At 63.3% G+C, this 12894-nt stretch carries 12 protein-coding genes and 1 tRNA gene; 7 read left to right on the top strand and 6 right to left on the bottom strand.

Going from position 1 to position 12894, the window contains the following annotated elements; genetic code table 11:
- Positions 1-81 precede the first annotated feature (81 nt).
- Positions 82-480 carry a hypothetical protein gene (locus RNA01_RS05755; RefSeq protein ID WP_147179010.1) on the bottom strand — a complete coding sequence of 133 codons (399 nt, stop codon included), beginning with the start codon at positions 478-480 and terminating at the stop codon, positions 82-84.
- Positions 481-792: 312 nt separating this feature from the next.
- On the opposite strand from RNA01_RS05755, the gene RNA01_RS05760 reads away from it, so the two are divergent.
- A tRNA-Pro gene (locus tag RNA01_RS05760) sits at positions 793-869 on the top strand.
- 198 nt (positions 870-1067) lie between these two features.
- A complete protein-coding gene (locus RNA01_RS05765) occupies positions 1068-1349 on the top strand; it encodes a DUF6522 family protein (protein WP_147179011.1) in 282 nt (93 codons plus the stop codon).
- Between the two features lie 78 nt (positions 1350-1427).
- Here RNA01_RS05765 and cysN read toward each other — a convergent pair whose 3' ends face one another.
- The 3 genes from cysN to RNA01_RS05780 form a co-directional block, all read right to left on the bottom strand.
- Complete coding sequence (cysN, locus tag RNA01_RS05770; protein WP_147179012.1) at positions 1428-2903, bottom strand: sulfate adenylyltransferase subunit CysN; 1476 nt, start codon at positions 2901-2903, stop codon at positions 1428-1430.
- A gap of 1 nt (position 2904) precedes the next feature.
- Positions 2905-3855, bottom strand: coding sequence for a sulfate adenylyltransferase subunit CysD (gene cysD / locus RNA01_RS05775; RefSeq protein WP_147179013.1), 951 nt, complete (start codon positions 3853-3855; stop codon positions 2905-2907).
- 128 nt (positions 3856-3983) lie between these two features.
- Complete coding sequence (locus RNA01_RS05780; RefSeq protein ID WP_147179014.1) at positions 3984-4745, bottom strand: phosphoadenylyl-sulfate reductase; 762 nt, start codon at positions 4743-4745, stop codon at positions 3984-3986.
- 260 nt (positions 4746-5005) lie between these two features.
- Here RNA01_RS05780 and RNA01_RS05785 point away from each other — a divergent pair, with 260 nt between their 5' ends.
- The 5 genes from RNA01_RS05785 to RNA01_RS05805 all read left to right on the top strand — a co-directional run bounded on the left by RNA01_RS05785 (position 5006) and on the right by RNA01_RS05805 (position 9604).
- On the top strand, positions 5006-5452 hold the full coding sequence (locus RNA01_RS05785; protein WP_147179015.1) for an RrF2 family transcriptional regulator: 447 nt from the start codon (positions 5006-5008) through the stop codon (positions 5450-5452).
- A 245-nt stretch (positions 5453-5697) separates the two neighbouring features.
- Entirely contained in the window at positions 5698-6723 is a 1026-nt protein-coding gene (locus RNA01_RS05790; protein WP_147179016.1) for a sulfate ABC transporter substrate-binding protein, read from the top strand.
- Positions 6724-6836: 113 nt separating this feature from the next.
- Complete coding sequence (gene cysT / locus RNA01_RS05795; protein WP_284728030.1) at positions 6837-7673, top strand: sulfate ABC transporter permease subunit CysT; 837 nt, start codon at positions 6837-6839, stop codon at positions 7671-7673.
- Positions 7663-8538 (top strand): sulfate ABC transporter permease subunit CysW, encoded by an 876-nt coding sequence (gene cysW / locus RNA01_RS05800; protein WP_147179018.1) that lies wholly within the window; start codon positions 7663-7665, stop codon positions 8536-8538. Before cysT ends, cysW begins: the two co-directional genes overlap by 11 nt.
- A gap of 13 nt (positions 8539-8551) precedes the next feature.
- Positions 8552-9604 carry a sulfate/molybdate ABC transporter ATP-binding protein gene (locus tag RNA01_RS05805; RefSeq protein ID WP_147179019.1) on the top strand — a complete coding sequence of 351 codons (1053 nt, stop codon included), beginning with the start codon at positions 8552-8554 and terminating at the stop codon, positions 9602-9604.
- 131 nt (positions 9605-9735) lie between these two features.
- On the opposite strand, the gene RNA01_RS05810 is transcribed toward RNA01_RS05805, so the two are convergent.
- Together RNA01_RS05810 and betA are read right to left on the bottom strand one after the other, a co-directional pair.
- Positions 9736-11106 (bottom strand): chloride channel protein, encoded by a 1371-nt coding sequence (locus RNA01_RS05810; RefSeq protein ID WP_147179020.1) that lies wholly within the window; start codon positions 11104-11106, stop codon positions 9736-9738.
- Positions 11107-11218: 112 nt separating this feature from the next.
- Entirely contained in the window at positions 11219-12871 is a 1653-nt protein-coding gene (gene betA / locus RNA01_RS05815) for a choline dehydrogenase (protein WP_147179021.1), read from the bottom strand.
- Positions 12872-12894: the final 23 nt, after the last annotated feature.

Raw genomic sequence — 12894 nt, forward strand, 5'->3', positions numbered from 1 at the left:
GTCGATTACAAAAAAAAGCGCCCCTGGGGTCTCCCTCCCGGGGCGCTTTTCCCTTTCCGGTACAGGAGAGGTGGCTATCGATCAGTCGCCAGCGAGGAATTCCTCGCAATAGCTCTTGCCGCCGGTGCGCTTGTCGACGATGGGCCGGATTCCGCGGATCACGTAGTCGGGCGAGACCGTCAGTTGCACTTCACAACGCAGATATTCGCTCCGCGCCGGCGTGATAAGTTTGCCCTTCTTGCCGTTGCCGAGGTCCTCGTAGACGGCCGGGACGGCGCGGTTCTTGTACCCGCCGCGCCAGGTGTAGAGCGTGGTGCCGCCTGTCTCTGTGTCCGTTGTAGGCGGTCCGAACTTGGCGAAAAAGGTGCCGGCCTTCTGGCCGTTCCAGCGCGCCTCGATCGGGTTCGTGGCCATACCTGTTGTGGTGCATCCGGCAAGCGCCAGCGTAAGGCCGGCCATGGTGATCACGCGGAATTTCATTTCTCTGTCCCTTGAGCTTTTTGCAGCGAGAACGTTCGCCCGGAGACCCCTGTTTCCCCGCCCACTGGCGCCGTCTTGCTTTCTTGGCTTAGCGTCAAACGAACCTCTTGGAAATCTCCTCCTTTGGTTGTTTTGTTGTTTTTTTGACGTTGATGCCAAGGGGCCACGTTTCGCCCGGGATTGTGGGCTTTTCCGTCTGTCGGTGGTCTCCGGTGAGAACCTGCCTGTCACGAAATCTTCGTCTTTCGACGAAAATCTGCAAATGACCGCTTGTGCAACAAAAAACGCTGGTCTATAGAGGCGCCGCTGGCACGGAGTGTAGCGCAGTCTGGTAGCGCACCACGTTCGGGACGTGGGGGTCGAGTGTTCGAATCACTCCACTCCGACCAGCTAGAAAAGCCCGCTTTTGCGGGCTTTTTTCGTTTTTGGCTTGCGCATATTGCTCCTTGCCGTTTCTCGACCGTGATGGCACTCCCGCACGATTTCCCGCAATCTTGCCTGTCCGGTGCTTGACCCGAATCCCTGCCCATGGCGTGGTGGAGCAAAGACCCAGACCGTCCGCCTGGGATGGGAGGAGTGGGATTTTCATGCAGATCGAACGTGACGCCAATGGCGACTTCATTCTCGACCCGGTCGAGATCGCGCAACGCTTCGGATTGGCGCAGAAGGATTTTCGCCGCCATCAGCAGCAGGGTCTCGTCATGAGCACGGTCGAAATGGGCGAGGGGGAGGATGCCGGGACGAGTCGGCTCAGCCTGCGCATCGGCAATCGCATCTGGCGCGCCATCCTCGACGGTGATGACCGGGTGGTCCGCGAGGAACTGAACATCGCCCGCGGCGGCCCGGTGCGCCACGCCGACAAGCCGTGATCCCCTTTCCGAACGAAAAAGCCCGCCCCGGTGAGGGAGCGGGCATGGGGACACCGTGCGTCCTGGGAGAATGTTGCCTCAGCCGTCGATGCCGTCGAACAGGTCGCGGGCGGCCGCGGTGGTGAGGCGACGGGTTTCCACCTCGTCGCGGCGGCCTGCAAGCAGTTCGGTCGCCATGATCTGTTCGGCAAGGTCCGCCGGCAGCGAGAGAATGACCTTGCCTTCATTGGCGTTGAGGCCGCCGAGATCGGTGCGCCTGGCCGTTATCATGCCGCCGGCCACCGTATTGTTGGTGTCGGGGTCGATCAGGATGAAGGCGCCGGTCGAGCGGTTCTGCTCATAGGGGTCGAAGATCGCCGTTTCGTCAAAGGCGAGATGCACCTTGCCGATGGCGTTCATGGCAAAGGCTTCCGTCGCGGTCCACTTGCCTGACTTGAGATCGAGCTGGGAAACCGGCTTGACCTGCACGCGCTGGCGGCGCGAGCCACTCTTCAGCCAATAGCGCTTGTTCGGCTGGATGCCGTCCGGCTGGAGCGCGACGATCTGCGCGTCGAAGGAGAGACCCGATTGCGGCTGGCTGTCGAGCGAGACGATCATGTCGCCGCGCGACACGTCGACCTGCCGGTCGAGCACCAGCGTGATCGCGTCGCCGGCGACCGCGGCATTGCGCACCAGGTCGAATGTGACGATCTGCTTGATGTTGGCGATCTGCCCGGACGGCAGGACGGCGACGCCGTCGCCGGGCTTTACCGCGCCGCCGGCAACCGTGCCCTGATAACCGCGGAAGCTCTCACCCGGGCGGCAGACGCGTTGCACCGGCAGGCGAAAGCCCGTGGTCTGGGACGAGCGCAGCGTGGCGAGTTCCAGCGCCTCGACCAGCGTCGGGCCGTCATACCATGGCATCACGGCTTGGCCGGAATAGACCACGTTCTCGCCCTTCAGCGCCGACATCGGGATGGCGGTCACTTGGCGCACGCCGAGCGAAAGCGCCAGCGTGCGGAACTCATGGGCGATCGCCTCGAAGCCGGCTCGGTCGTAGTCGGTCAGGTCGATCTTGTTGACCGCCAGCACGAATTGCTTGATGCCCATCAGCGAGGCGATGGTGGCGTGGCGACGGGTCTGCTCCAGCAGGCCGGCGCGCGCGTCCACCAGCAGGATGGCGAGATCTGCGGTCGATGCGCCGGTCGCCATGTTGCGGGTATACTGCTCGTGGCCGGGCGTGTCGGCGACGATGAAGGAGCGTTTGTCCGAGGCGAAGTAGCGATAGGCGACATCGATGGTGATGCCCTGTTCGCGTTCGGCCTGCAGGCCGTCGAGCAGAAGCGCGAAGTCGGGCAGGCCTAGATCGTTCTGCTTGCCGCTGTCGCGGTGAAGTGTCGCTGCCTGGTCTTCCTTGACGGCCTTGGTGTCCCACAGCAGGCGGCCGATCAGCGTCGACTTGCCGTCATCGACCGAGCCGCAGGTGATGAGGCGCAGCGGGCGCGAATCCCGTGCGACGATAGCCGGCTGGACCTCGGGACGCTCGACGGCGCGGGCGGTAATGACTGCGGTCATCTCAGAAATATCCTTCGCGTTTCTTCTTCTCCATCGAACCCGACTGGTCGCGGTCGATGGCCCGGCCCTGGCGCTCGGACACGGTGGCGATTTCAAGCTCGGCGATCACCTCGTCCAGCGTCGTGGCGGTCGAGGGGATGGCGCCGGTCAGTGGGAAGCAGCCCAGCGTGCGGAAGCGGATCATGCCTTCCTGGCGGGTTTCGCCGGGCAGCAGTTCGAGGCGCGGATCCTCGGCGAGGATCATCATGCCGTCGCGCTCGACGAAGGGGCGCCTGGCTGCATAGTAGAGCGGCACCAGTGGAATGTCCTCCGCCTGGATGTAGCGCCAGATGTCGACCTCGGTCCAGTTGGACAGTGGGAAGGCGCGCACGCTCTCACCCTTGCGGATCTGGCCGTTGTAGATGTTCCACAGTTCCGGGCGCTGATTGCGTGGGTCCCAGCGATGATCAGGCGTGCGGAAGGAGTAGATGCGCTCCTTGGCGCGGCTCGCCTCCTCGTCGCGGCGCGCGCCACCGAAGGCGGCGTCGAACTGGCCGGCATCAAGCGCCTGGCGCAGTCCTTCCGTCTTCATGATGTCGGTATAGAGCGCAGAACCGTGGCTGAAGGGTGTTACGCCTTCGGCCGCGCCGCGCGGATTGATGTGCTCGATCAGGTCGAGGTCGTAGCGTTGGACGATCTCGTCGCGAAAGGCGATCATCTCGGCGAACTTCCAGCCGGTGTTCACATGCAGCAACGGGAAGGGGACACGGCCGGGATAGAAGGCCTTGCGCGCCAGATGCAGCAGCACCGACGAATCCTTGCCGATCGAATAAAGCATGACTGGCTTGTCGAACTCGGCGGCCACTTCGCGGAAGATGTGGATCGCCTCGTTCTCCAGCGCCTTCAAATGCGGATCGAGTGGTGGCTTGGCCGGCTGATCCTTGGAATGGGGGTCGAATTCCGAATGATGCATTGTCTCTTGTCCTTGGCGCCGGCGACGCCGGGCATTTGTCCTGCACCTTCACCCCTGATCCGGCCGCCGCCATCTTCCGACCGCAGGTCGGGGAGAGGGGCAGGGCGAGGGGCGAAGTCCTTAAAATCTCAGGCCGTTGTGGCTTCCACCGTGGTTTCCATCGGCGTCGCTGCCGCTTCCGGTACATGCAGGCCGCATTCGCGCTTTTCGTCGTTTTCCCACCACCAGCGGCCGGCGCGCTCCGGTTCGCCCGGCTTGATCGCCCGGGTGCACGGTTCGCAGCCGATCGACGGATAGCCACGCTTATGCATCGGGTTCACCGGTATCGCCTCGGCCGCGACATAGGCATTGATCACTTCGATCGACCAGTCGGCAAGCGGGTTGACCTTGATCAGGTTGCGTTCGGCGTCATATTCGGCAAAGGGTGTCGCAGCGCGGTTGCCGGACTGCCCGCGGCGCAGGCCGGTCACCCAGATGGCCGCGCCGTCAAGCGCGCTGGCCAGCGGGATGAGCTTGCGCACATGACAGCAGGCGTGTCGCGCTTCGACGCTTTCGTAGAAACCGTTCAGTCCGTATCTCGCCGCAAAGGCGTCGATGTCGTCCTGCCGCGGGCGGTAGCGCTTGATGGCGATGCCGAAGCGCTCCTCGGTCTCGGCGATCAGATCGACCGTCTCCTGGAACAGCCGGCCGGTCTCGAGCGTCGCGATCTCGATCGGCAGCCGGTCTGTGCCGATTGCCGCCGTGATCACCTGATCCTCGATGCCGAGGCTGGTGGTGAACACCGCGCGGCCTTCGAGGTCGGCGACAAGGGCCAGCCGCTCAGAAAGGTCCAGTGCGGCAAGGTCGGCGTCGAGCCGTGCCGCACGCGTCTGCTGTTCGGAAGGGGTCATGTCGAAATCCTGCTAAGTGAGCTTGGCGAAAGTATCGCAACAATTTTCCAGTCGCACGAGAAACAGCTGTTTCGAAACGACTGGACCCGCGAGCAAATATCTCTCTCAGCGGCGCATTCGGAAGAAAGCGGCTGCGGCCCGTGGCGAGGGGTGTTTTTCAGCGGCGGGCGGGCTGTTTGTTTTTTCATCCGGATTGGTCTAGACCGCGACGAACGGGTGAGGTGACGTCCTGACCCGGATCGCCAGCATTCGGTTCATCGATGATTTCGCAGAAAGCCAAATACGCTTTGCGGGCGCTCTCGGTCCTGGCTCGCGCCGAGGCAGGCGAACCCTTGCAGATTTCCGACATCGCCGATCGCCAGAAGATACCGAAGAAGTTCCTTGAGCAGATCCTGCTGGACCTGAAGCGCAACGGCATGGTGACGAGCCGCCGCGGCAAGCAGGGCGGCTACCTGTTGCTACGGCCGGCGGGTGACATCACCTATGGCGAGGTGCTCCGCCTGATCGACGGACCGATCGCGCCGCTACCCTGTCTGTCGATCACCGCCTATCGTCGCTGCGAGGACTGCGCCGGCGAAAGCGACTGCGAGGTCCGTCATGTCTTCGCTCGCGTTGCCGACGAGACGCGGGCGGTGCTTTTCTCGACGACGATCGCCGATGCGCTCACCAGTCCACGGGCGATGATCGCCATCGAGGGCGCCGTATAGCGTTGCCCGCTCGGGCCTGGAATATTTCCCGCCGGCACGATCGTCGCCCGTTTCCCCAAACGTGACTTTTCTGTGACGTGGCGGTTTTGCGAACGAAATTACCCGCAATCTTCGGTCACGAATGGTCGCGCGTTTTTCTCTGCCCCGCCGCCTTGGGTACTGTTTTGCTATTTTTCCGCCCGCGTTGACTAACTCGACCTGTCCGGTAGTCTTAACCGGAATGATGAGGATAAGGAGAGGACGCGATGAACAGCTTTGCAAGACGTCTTGGCATCTATCTGGTGGGACTGTCCCTGTCAGCCGGAGTGTTGGCGACGGCCCATGCCGATACGCAACTCTTGAACGTGTCTTATGACCCGACCCGTGAGCTCTACAAGGAATACAACGCCGCCTTTGCCAAGCATTGGCAAGCCGAGACGGGCGAGAGCGTCACCATTCGCCAGTCGCACGGCGGATCCGGCAAGCAGGCGCGCTCGGTGATCGACGGCCTTGACGCCGATGTCGTCACCTTGGCGCTTGAAGGTGACATCGACGCTATCGGGGAAAAGACTGGAAAGATCGCCAAGAACTGGCGCGGGCGGCTGGAGAACAACTCGTCGCCCTACACCTCGACCATCGTCTTCCTGGTGCGCAAGGGCAATCCCAAGGGGATCCATGACTGGGGCGACCTGGTGAAGGGCGATATTGAGATCGTCACCCCGAACCCGAAGACCTCGGGCGGCGCCCGCTGGAATTATCTCGCCGCCTGGGCCTGGGCCTACAAGCAGTATGGTGGCGATGAGGCCAAGGTGCGCGGGTACATCGGTGAACTGTTCAAGCGCGCGCCGGTTCTCGACACCGGCGCTCGTGGTGCCCTGACAACCTTTGCCCAGCGCCAGATTGGCGACGTGCTGCTTGCCTGGGAAAACGAAGCCTTTCTCGCCGGGGTCCAGTTCGGCGCCGATGCCTTCGAGATCGTTGCGCCGCCGCAGTCGATCCTCGCCGAGCCGCCGGTCGCGGTCGTGGACGGCAATGTCGATGCCAAGGGCACCCGCAAGGTCGCCGAGGCCTATCTGCAATACCTCTATTCGCCGGAAGGCCAGAGGATCGTGGCCAAGCACTTCTATCGCCCGGCCAAGCCCGAACTGGTGGCCGCCGAGGATCTGGCGAAATTCGCCAAGATCGACCTTGTTTCTATCGACGACCCGATCTTCGGTGGATGGGCCAAGGTGCAGCCGACCCACTTTGCCGATGGAGGCATCTTCGACCAGATCTACAAGCCGGCCCGGTAACAGGCTCTCCCTGCGACACAAGAGCCCCGACCTCTTCGGGAGGCCGGGGCTTGTCGCGAGCGGTATTCAAGGCATTATGAGGTTCGGGCTAGGGAATGACGACGGGACAAATAATGAAAAACTGGCGCCAGCCGAGCATCTTGCCGGGCTTCGGGCTGACGCTCGGTTATACGATTTTCTATTTGACTGCGATCATCCTGATCCCGTTGGCCGGGCTGGTCTGGTACTCTGCCTCTCTCGGTTGGGCTGAATTCTTGGCGATTGCCGACGATGAGCGCACGCTCCTGGCCCTCAGGGTCAGCTTCGGTTCGGCGCTTGCGGCGGCCGCGATCAACGCGGTGTTCGGCGTCATCGTCGCCTGGGTTCTGGTGCGCTACAATTTCCCCGGCCGGCGCCTGCTCGATGCCGTGGTCGACCTTCCGTTTGCCCTTCCAACCGCCGTCGCCGGCATTTCGCTGGCCGCGCTCTACGCCCCGAATGGCTGGGTTGGCTCGCTGCTGGCGCCGCTCGGCATCAAGATCGCCTTCACGCCCTTCGGCATCGTCGTCGCGCTCGTCTTCGTCGGACTGCCCTTCGTTGTGCGCACCGTCCAGCCGGTGATGGAGGAGCTTGATCGCGAGGTCGAGGAAGCCTCCGCCACGCTGGGCGCGACCCGGTTCCAGACGCTGCGCATGGTCGTCCTTCCGGGCCTCACACCGGCGATCCTCACCGGTTTTGCGCTGGCGTTCGCCCGCGGCGTCGGCGAATACGGTTCGGTCATCTTCATCGCCGGAAACATCCCCTACGTCTCCGAGATCGCGCCGCTGTTGATCGTCATCCGACTGGAGGAGTTCAACTATGCCGGCGCGACCGCGATCGCCTGCATCATGCTGGCGATCTCGTTCGCCATGCTGCTCTTCATCAACCTTTTGCAGATGTGGAGCCGGAGGAGATACACCAATGTCCGCTGAGAGCGCCTCCATGGCCAAGCCCCGCTTCCGCGACGCCTCGACCGAGAGCCCGCTCGCCCGGTTCTCTCTGATGGCGCTGGCCCTTGCCTTCATGGCTTTCGTGCTGCTTCTGCCGCTTCTCCTCGTCTTCATCGAGGCCTTCCGCCAGGGCGTTCCCGCCTTCTTCGAGGCCCTGGGCGATCCTGATACGATGTCGGCAATCCGGTTGACGCTCACGGTCGCCGGGATCTCTGTGCCGCTGAACCTGGTCTTCGGGGTTGCCGCCGCCTGGGCGATCGCCAAGTTCGAATTCAAGGGCAAGACCTTCCTGATCACCCTGATCGACCTGCCATTCTCGATTTCGCCGGTCATTTCCGGCCTGGTCTATGTTCTGCTGTTCGGCTCGCAGAGCGTGCTCGGCCCTTTCCTCAAGAGCTACGGCATCGAGATCCTGTTCGCCGTGCCCGGCATCGTGCTCGCCACCGTCTTCGTCACCTTTCCCTTTGTCGCCCGTGAACTGATCCCGCTGATGCAGGAACAGGGCACGGGCGACGAGGAGGCGGCTCTTTCGCTCGGTGCAAGTGGCTGGCAGACCTTCTGGTATGTGACGCTCCCCAACATCAAATGGGGCCTGCTCTATGGCGTTCTGCTGTGCAACGCCCGTGCGATGGGCGAGTTCGGCGCAGTTTCCGTGGTGTCCGGCCATGTCCGCGGCCTGACCGAGACCATGCCACTGCATGTCGAGGTCCTCTACAACGAATATAATTTCGTCGCGGCCTTTGCCGTCTCGACACTCCTTGCTCTGCTTGCCCTCGTGACGCTGGCGCTGAAGACCATTCTGGAACTTCGCTACGGCCATGCGATCGCGGCAGGCCGCAAACACTGAAAGGTTTCCTTCGATGGATGTCACGATTACCAATATCCGCAAGGAATTCGGTCAGTTTCCGGCACTCTACGACCTGTCGCTGTCGATCCGTTCGGGCGAACTGATCGCGCTGCTCGGCCCGTCGGGTTCCGGCAAGACGACGCTGCTGCGCCTGATTGCCGGCCTTGAACAGCCGACCTCGGGCAAGATCTTCTTCGGCGAGGAGGACGCCTCGGAAAAGAGTGTGCAGGAGCGCCATATCGGCTTCGTCTTCCAGCATTACGCGCTGTTTCGCCACATGACGGTCGCCGACAATATTGCCTTCGGCCTCAAGGTACGTCCCAAGGCCAACCGCCCGCCGGCCCATGAAATCAAGAAGCGCGTCTCCGATCTGATCGACATGGTCCAGCTGACCGGGCTTGAGCGCCGCTATCCGAGCCAGTTGTCCGGCGGCCAGCGCCAGCGCGTGGCGCTGGCCCGCGCCATGGCGATCGAGCCGACGGTGCTGCTTCTCGACGAGCCCTTCGGCGCACTCGACGCCAAGGTGCGCAAGGAGTTGCGCCGCTGGCTGAAGGAGTTCCACGACCGCACCGGCCATACCACCTTCTTCGTCACTCATGACCAAGAGGAGGCGCTGGAACTGGCCGACCGTGTCGTCGTCATGAGCCAGGGCCGGGTCGAACAGGTCGGCACTGCCGATGATGTCTACGACACGCCGAATTCGCCCTTCGTCTTCTCTTTCATCGGCGAGTCCTCGCATGTGCCCGTGATGGTGCGCGACAAGACCATTCTGTTCCACGGTGAGCCGATCGGTTTTTCGGACAATGGCGCGGGGCCGGGCGAGCTTTTCTTCCGTCCGCAGGATGTGGTGGTGACGAGCGAGCGGGATTCGCTTTACGGCAAGGTCACGGCCTGTCGCCGTCTGGCTGGCACGCGCATCGCCGAGATCGACGTCGCCAATGACGGACACGAACCGCATCATCTGGAGATCGAGGTGCCGCTCGACGCGCCGGTGACCGTCGGTGCCGAACTGCGCTTTCGACCGACACGCTGGAAGCTGTTTGCCCAGGGCAATGGTGCCGCCTGAGATGGATCGCGCGCCGGCCTCGCTGCGTTGGGATCCGCCTTAGGCGAAAAGCTGCATGCCGAACGCATCTGGTCGCACGTTCCGCATCTCCATTCCGATGATCCGCTTCCGGACGATGCGGCCGCCGAATTCTACTGGGCCGATGGCGCTGCCGGTACGGGTTCGCCGGCGCGGGCGACATTGCGCCGCTGGCGGATCGCCTGGGCGATAAAGGCGCGAGAAAGCCCGTGATAGAGCGGTTCGGGAGAGACGAGGCGCGAGGTTATATAGCCGAGCATGGCCGCCGCCATGATCGGCAGAACGGCCTCGTGATTGCCGGTCATCTCGATGATGATGACAAAGGCCGTCATCGGCGCCTGGACCACGCCGGCGAAATAGCCAGCCATCCCGACGATGCCCGACAAGGCTATGCTCGCGCCGATCAGCGAGCCGATCGTACCTCCGAGGCCGACGCCGATTGACAGCGAAGGCGCGAAAATACCGCCCGGAATGCCGGAAACCATCGACAGGAATGTCGCTCCGAGCTTGCCGATGAAGAACAACGGCGACAAGGGTTCGCCGACCAGCACGGACTGGGATTCCTCATAGCCGGTGCCGAAGGTCGAGCCGCCGGCAAGCACGCCGATCACCGCAACCGCAAAGCCGCAGACCGCCGCCACGGCCAGCATGCGCCGGAAGGGATCGGGATGGGCCCACACGCGGATACGCCGTGATGCGGCCAGAGCCATGCGGCTGAAGCCGGCGCCGAGTGCGCCACCGACGATGCCGCACAGCACGACCGCCACCCAGTCGAGCGGGGATGCGGCCGAGACGATGCTCTCGCCGAAATAGGTGTAGGAACCGACCATGCCCATGGCGGCGAGACCGGACAGGATGACGGCGGTCAGAACCAGCCCGTTGGCCCTGGATTGAAACGTGCGGCTCATCTCCTCGATGGCAAAGACAATCCCCGCGAGCGGTGTATTGAAGGCGGCGGCGATGCCGGCTGCCGAGCCGGCGAGGATCAGGCCGCGCGCTTGCGCCATGCCGCCGATGCGGCCGCTCGCCAGCATGATCGCGGCGCCGACCTGAACGGTTGGTCCCTCACGCCCGATCGAAGCGCCGCTGAACAAGCCGACCACCGTCAGAAGGATCTTGCCCACCACAAGCCTCGGGGACAGAAGGGCGGCGCGCGCCTCCGTATGGTCAAGGTGGCGCGCGGCGATCGCCTGGGGAATGCCGGATCCTTGCGCGTTGGGAAAGAGCCTCATGCTCAATATGGCACTGACCAGGAAGCCCGCCGGTGTCAGGGCGAGGGGGATGAGGTAGCCGTAGTGGCCGCTCCGGGTGAGCGACCGGAACAGCCTTTGCGCCTCGTCCGCCGCGGCCGCGAAGCCGACGCTCACCACCCCGATCGCGATCGCGCCCAGCCAGAAAACGATCCGGGGCTTCCACAGCCGCCAGGACCATCCGATGACCCTGGAGCGGCGGCGAATTTTCGATTTACGATAGGAAATGGGCATTTCGTGGCGATCCGGCCTGCGGAAAAGATGGGTTCGTTATTTGCCACCCCGTCCGACATTGCAACCCTGCAACGGCAGATAATGCCCCGATCCAGGCCCTAAACCGCCATCATCACCGATCGCTCGTCTCCCATCGCGGATTGATCCATGGTTCCTGATTGCTGCGTGGCAGCGGGTCGCGGCCGAGGATATGGTCGGCGGCCTTTTCGCCGGTCATGATCGAGGGACCGTTGAGGTTGCCATAGGTGATATGCGGGAAGATCGAGCTATCCGCCACGCGCAGGCCCTCGATGCCGATCACCCGGCAATCCGGATCGACCACGGCCATCGGATCGTCGGCCCGACCCATCTTGCAGGTGCCGCAGGGATGGTAGGCGCTCTCCAGATGCTCGCGCAGGAAGGCGTCGATCTGCGCGTCGGTCACGACGGTTTCTCCAGGCTGAATCTCGGGACCGCGGAATTCGTCGAAAGCCTGCTGGCCGAAGATTTCGCGGGTGAGCCGCACGCAGTGGCGGAACTTCTCCCAGTCCTCCGGATGGCTCATATAGTTGAAGCGGATGACCGGATCGGCCATCGGCTCTGCCGAGCGCAGGGTGACGGCGCCGCGCGACTTCGACAGATTGTAGCCGACATGGGCCTGGAAGCCGTGGCTCTTGGCCGCCGCCTTGCCGTCATAGCTGATCGCCACCGGCAGGAAGTGATACTGGATGTCAGGCTGTCGCACGCCCGGCGCCGAACGCAGGAAGGCGCAGGCCTCGAACTGGTTGGAGGCGCCAAGTCCTCCCTTGGACAGCAGCCACTGCGCGCCAGCCACCCCCTGCCAGAACCACGGAAGCCAGGAGTAGAGGCTGACCGGCTTGGTGCTCACCTGCTGGAAGTAGAATTCCATATGGTCCTGCAGGTTGGCGCCGACGCCGGGACGGTCGGCCACCACGTCGATGCCCATCTCTTTCAGATGCGCGGCCGGGCCGATGCCCGACAGCATCAAAAGCTTCGGCGAATTGAACGACGAGGCCGAGACGATCACCTCGCGTTTGGCCTTCACAACCTCGATCTTGCCGCCCCGCTCGATCTCGACACCGACCGCCTTGCCGTTTTCGATCACCACGCGCCGGGCGAAGCAGCGCAGCAGGGAAACATTCGGGCGCTTCAGCGCCGGCTTCAGATAGGCATTCGCCGCCGACCAGCGCTGACCTTTGTGGATTGTCTGCTCCATCAGGCCAAAACCTTCCTGCTTGGAGCCGTTGTAATCCTCGGTCATCTCGAATCCGGCCTGCTCGCCTGCCTTGACGAAGGCATGGAACAGCGGGTTTTTCACCGGCCCGCGCTGGACATGCAGCGGCCCGTCCGTACCGCGCCATCCGGCCTCACCGCCATGCGAGGTTTCCATCCGCTTGAAATAGGGCAGCACGTCGGCATAGGCCCAGCCCCGCGCGCCCAGTTCTTCCCAGCGATTAAAATCCTCGGAATGTCCATGAACATAAACGAGGCCGTTGATCGACGATGACCCGCCGATCACCTTGCCGCGCGGCGCGGTGATGCGCCGGTTGTTGAGGTTGGGCTCGGGCTCGGACAGGTAACCCCAGTTGTAGCGTTTCATGCTCATCGGCCAGGCGAGCGCCGCCGGCATCTGGATGAACGGCCCGACATCGGAGCCGCCGTATTCCAGCACCAGCACCGTATGCTTGCCGTCTTCCGACAGGCGATAGGCCATGGCCGAGCCGGCCGAACCGGAGCCGATGATGATGAAATCTGCCTGGTGCATATTTAACTCCGGAACCCAGTTGG

It is taken from the genome of Paenirhizobium naphthalenivorans (assembly GCF_007992095.1).
GTDB lineage: Bacteria > Pseudomonadota > Alphaproteobacteria > Rhizobiales > Rhizobiaceae > Allorhizobium > Allorhizobium naphthalenivorans.

What these genes read in the sequence shown, in the direction of transcription:
- RNA01_RS05755 (WP_147179010.1), bottom strand. Translation starts at nt 480, where the DNA reads ATGAAATTCCGCGTGATCACCATGGCCGGCCTTACGCTGGCGCTTGCC.
- RNA01_RS05765 (WP_147179011.1), top strand. Translation starts at nt 1,068, where the DNA reads ATGCAGATCGAACGTGACGCCAATGGCGACTTCATTCTCGACCCGGTC.
- cysN (WP_147179012.1), bottom strand. Translation starts at nt 2,903, where the DNA reads ATGACCGCAGTCATTACCGCCCGCGCCGTCGAGCGTCCCGAGGTCCAG.
- cysD (WP_147179013.1), bottom strand. Translation starts at nt 3,855, where the DNA reads ATGCATCATTCGGAATTCGACCCCCATTCCAAGGATCAGCCGGCCAAG.
- RNA01_RS05780 (WP_147179014.1), bottom strand. Translation starts at nt 4,745, where the DNA reads ATGACCCCTTCCGAACAGCAGACGCGTGCGGCACGGCTCGACGCCGAC.
- RNA01_RS05785 (WP_147179015.1), top strand. Translation starts at nt 5,006, where the DNA reads ATGATTTCGCAGAAAGCCAAATACGCTTTGCGGGCGCTCTCGGTCCTG.
- RNA01_RS05790 (WP_147179016.1), top strand. Translation starts at nt 5,698, where the DNA reads ATGAACAGCTTTGCAAGACGTCTTGGCATCTATCTGGTGGGACTGTCC.
- cysT (WP_284728030.1), top strand. Translation starts at nt 6,837, where the DNA reads ATGAAAAACTGGCGCCAGCCGAGCATCTTGCCGGGCTTCGGGCTGACG.
- cysW (WP_147179018.1), top strand. Translation starts at nt 7,663, where the DNA reads ATGTCCGCTGAGAGCGCCTCCATGGCCAAGCCCCGCTTCCGCGACGCC.
- RNA01_RS05805 (WP_147179019.1), top strand. Translation starts at nt 8,552, where the DNA reads ATGGATGTCACGATTACCAATATCCGCAAGGAATTCGGTCAGTTTCCG.
- RNA01_RS05810 (WP_147179020.1), bottom strand. Translation starts at nt 11,106, where the DNA reads ATGCCCATTTCCTATCGTAAATCGAAAATTCGCCGCCGCTCCAGGGTC.
- betA (WP_147179021.1), bottom strand. Translation starts at nt 12,871, where the DNA reads ATGCACCAGGCAGATTTCATCATCATCGGCTCCGGTTCGGCCGGCTCG.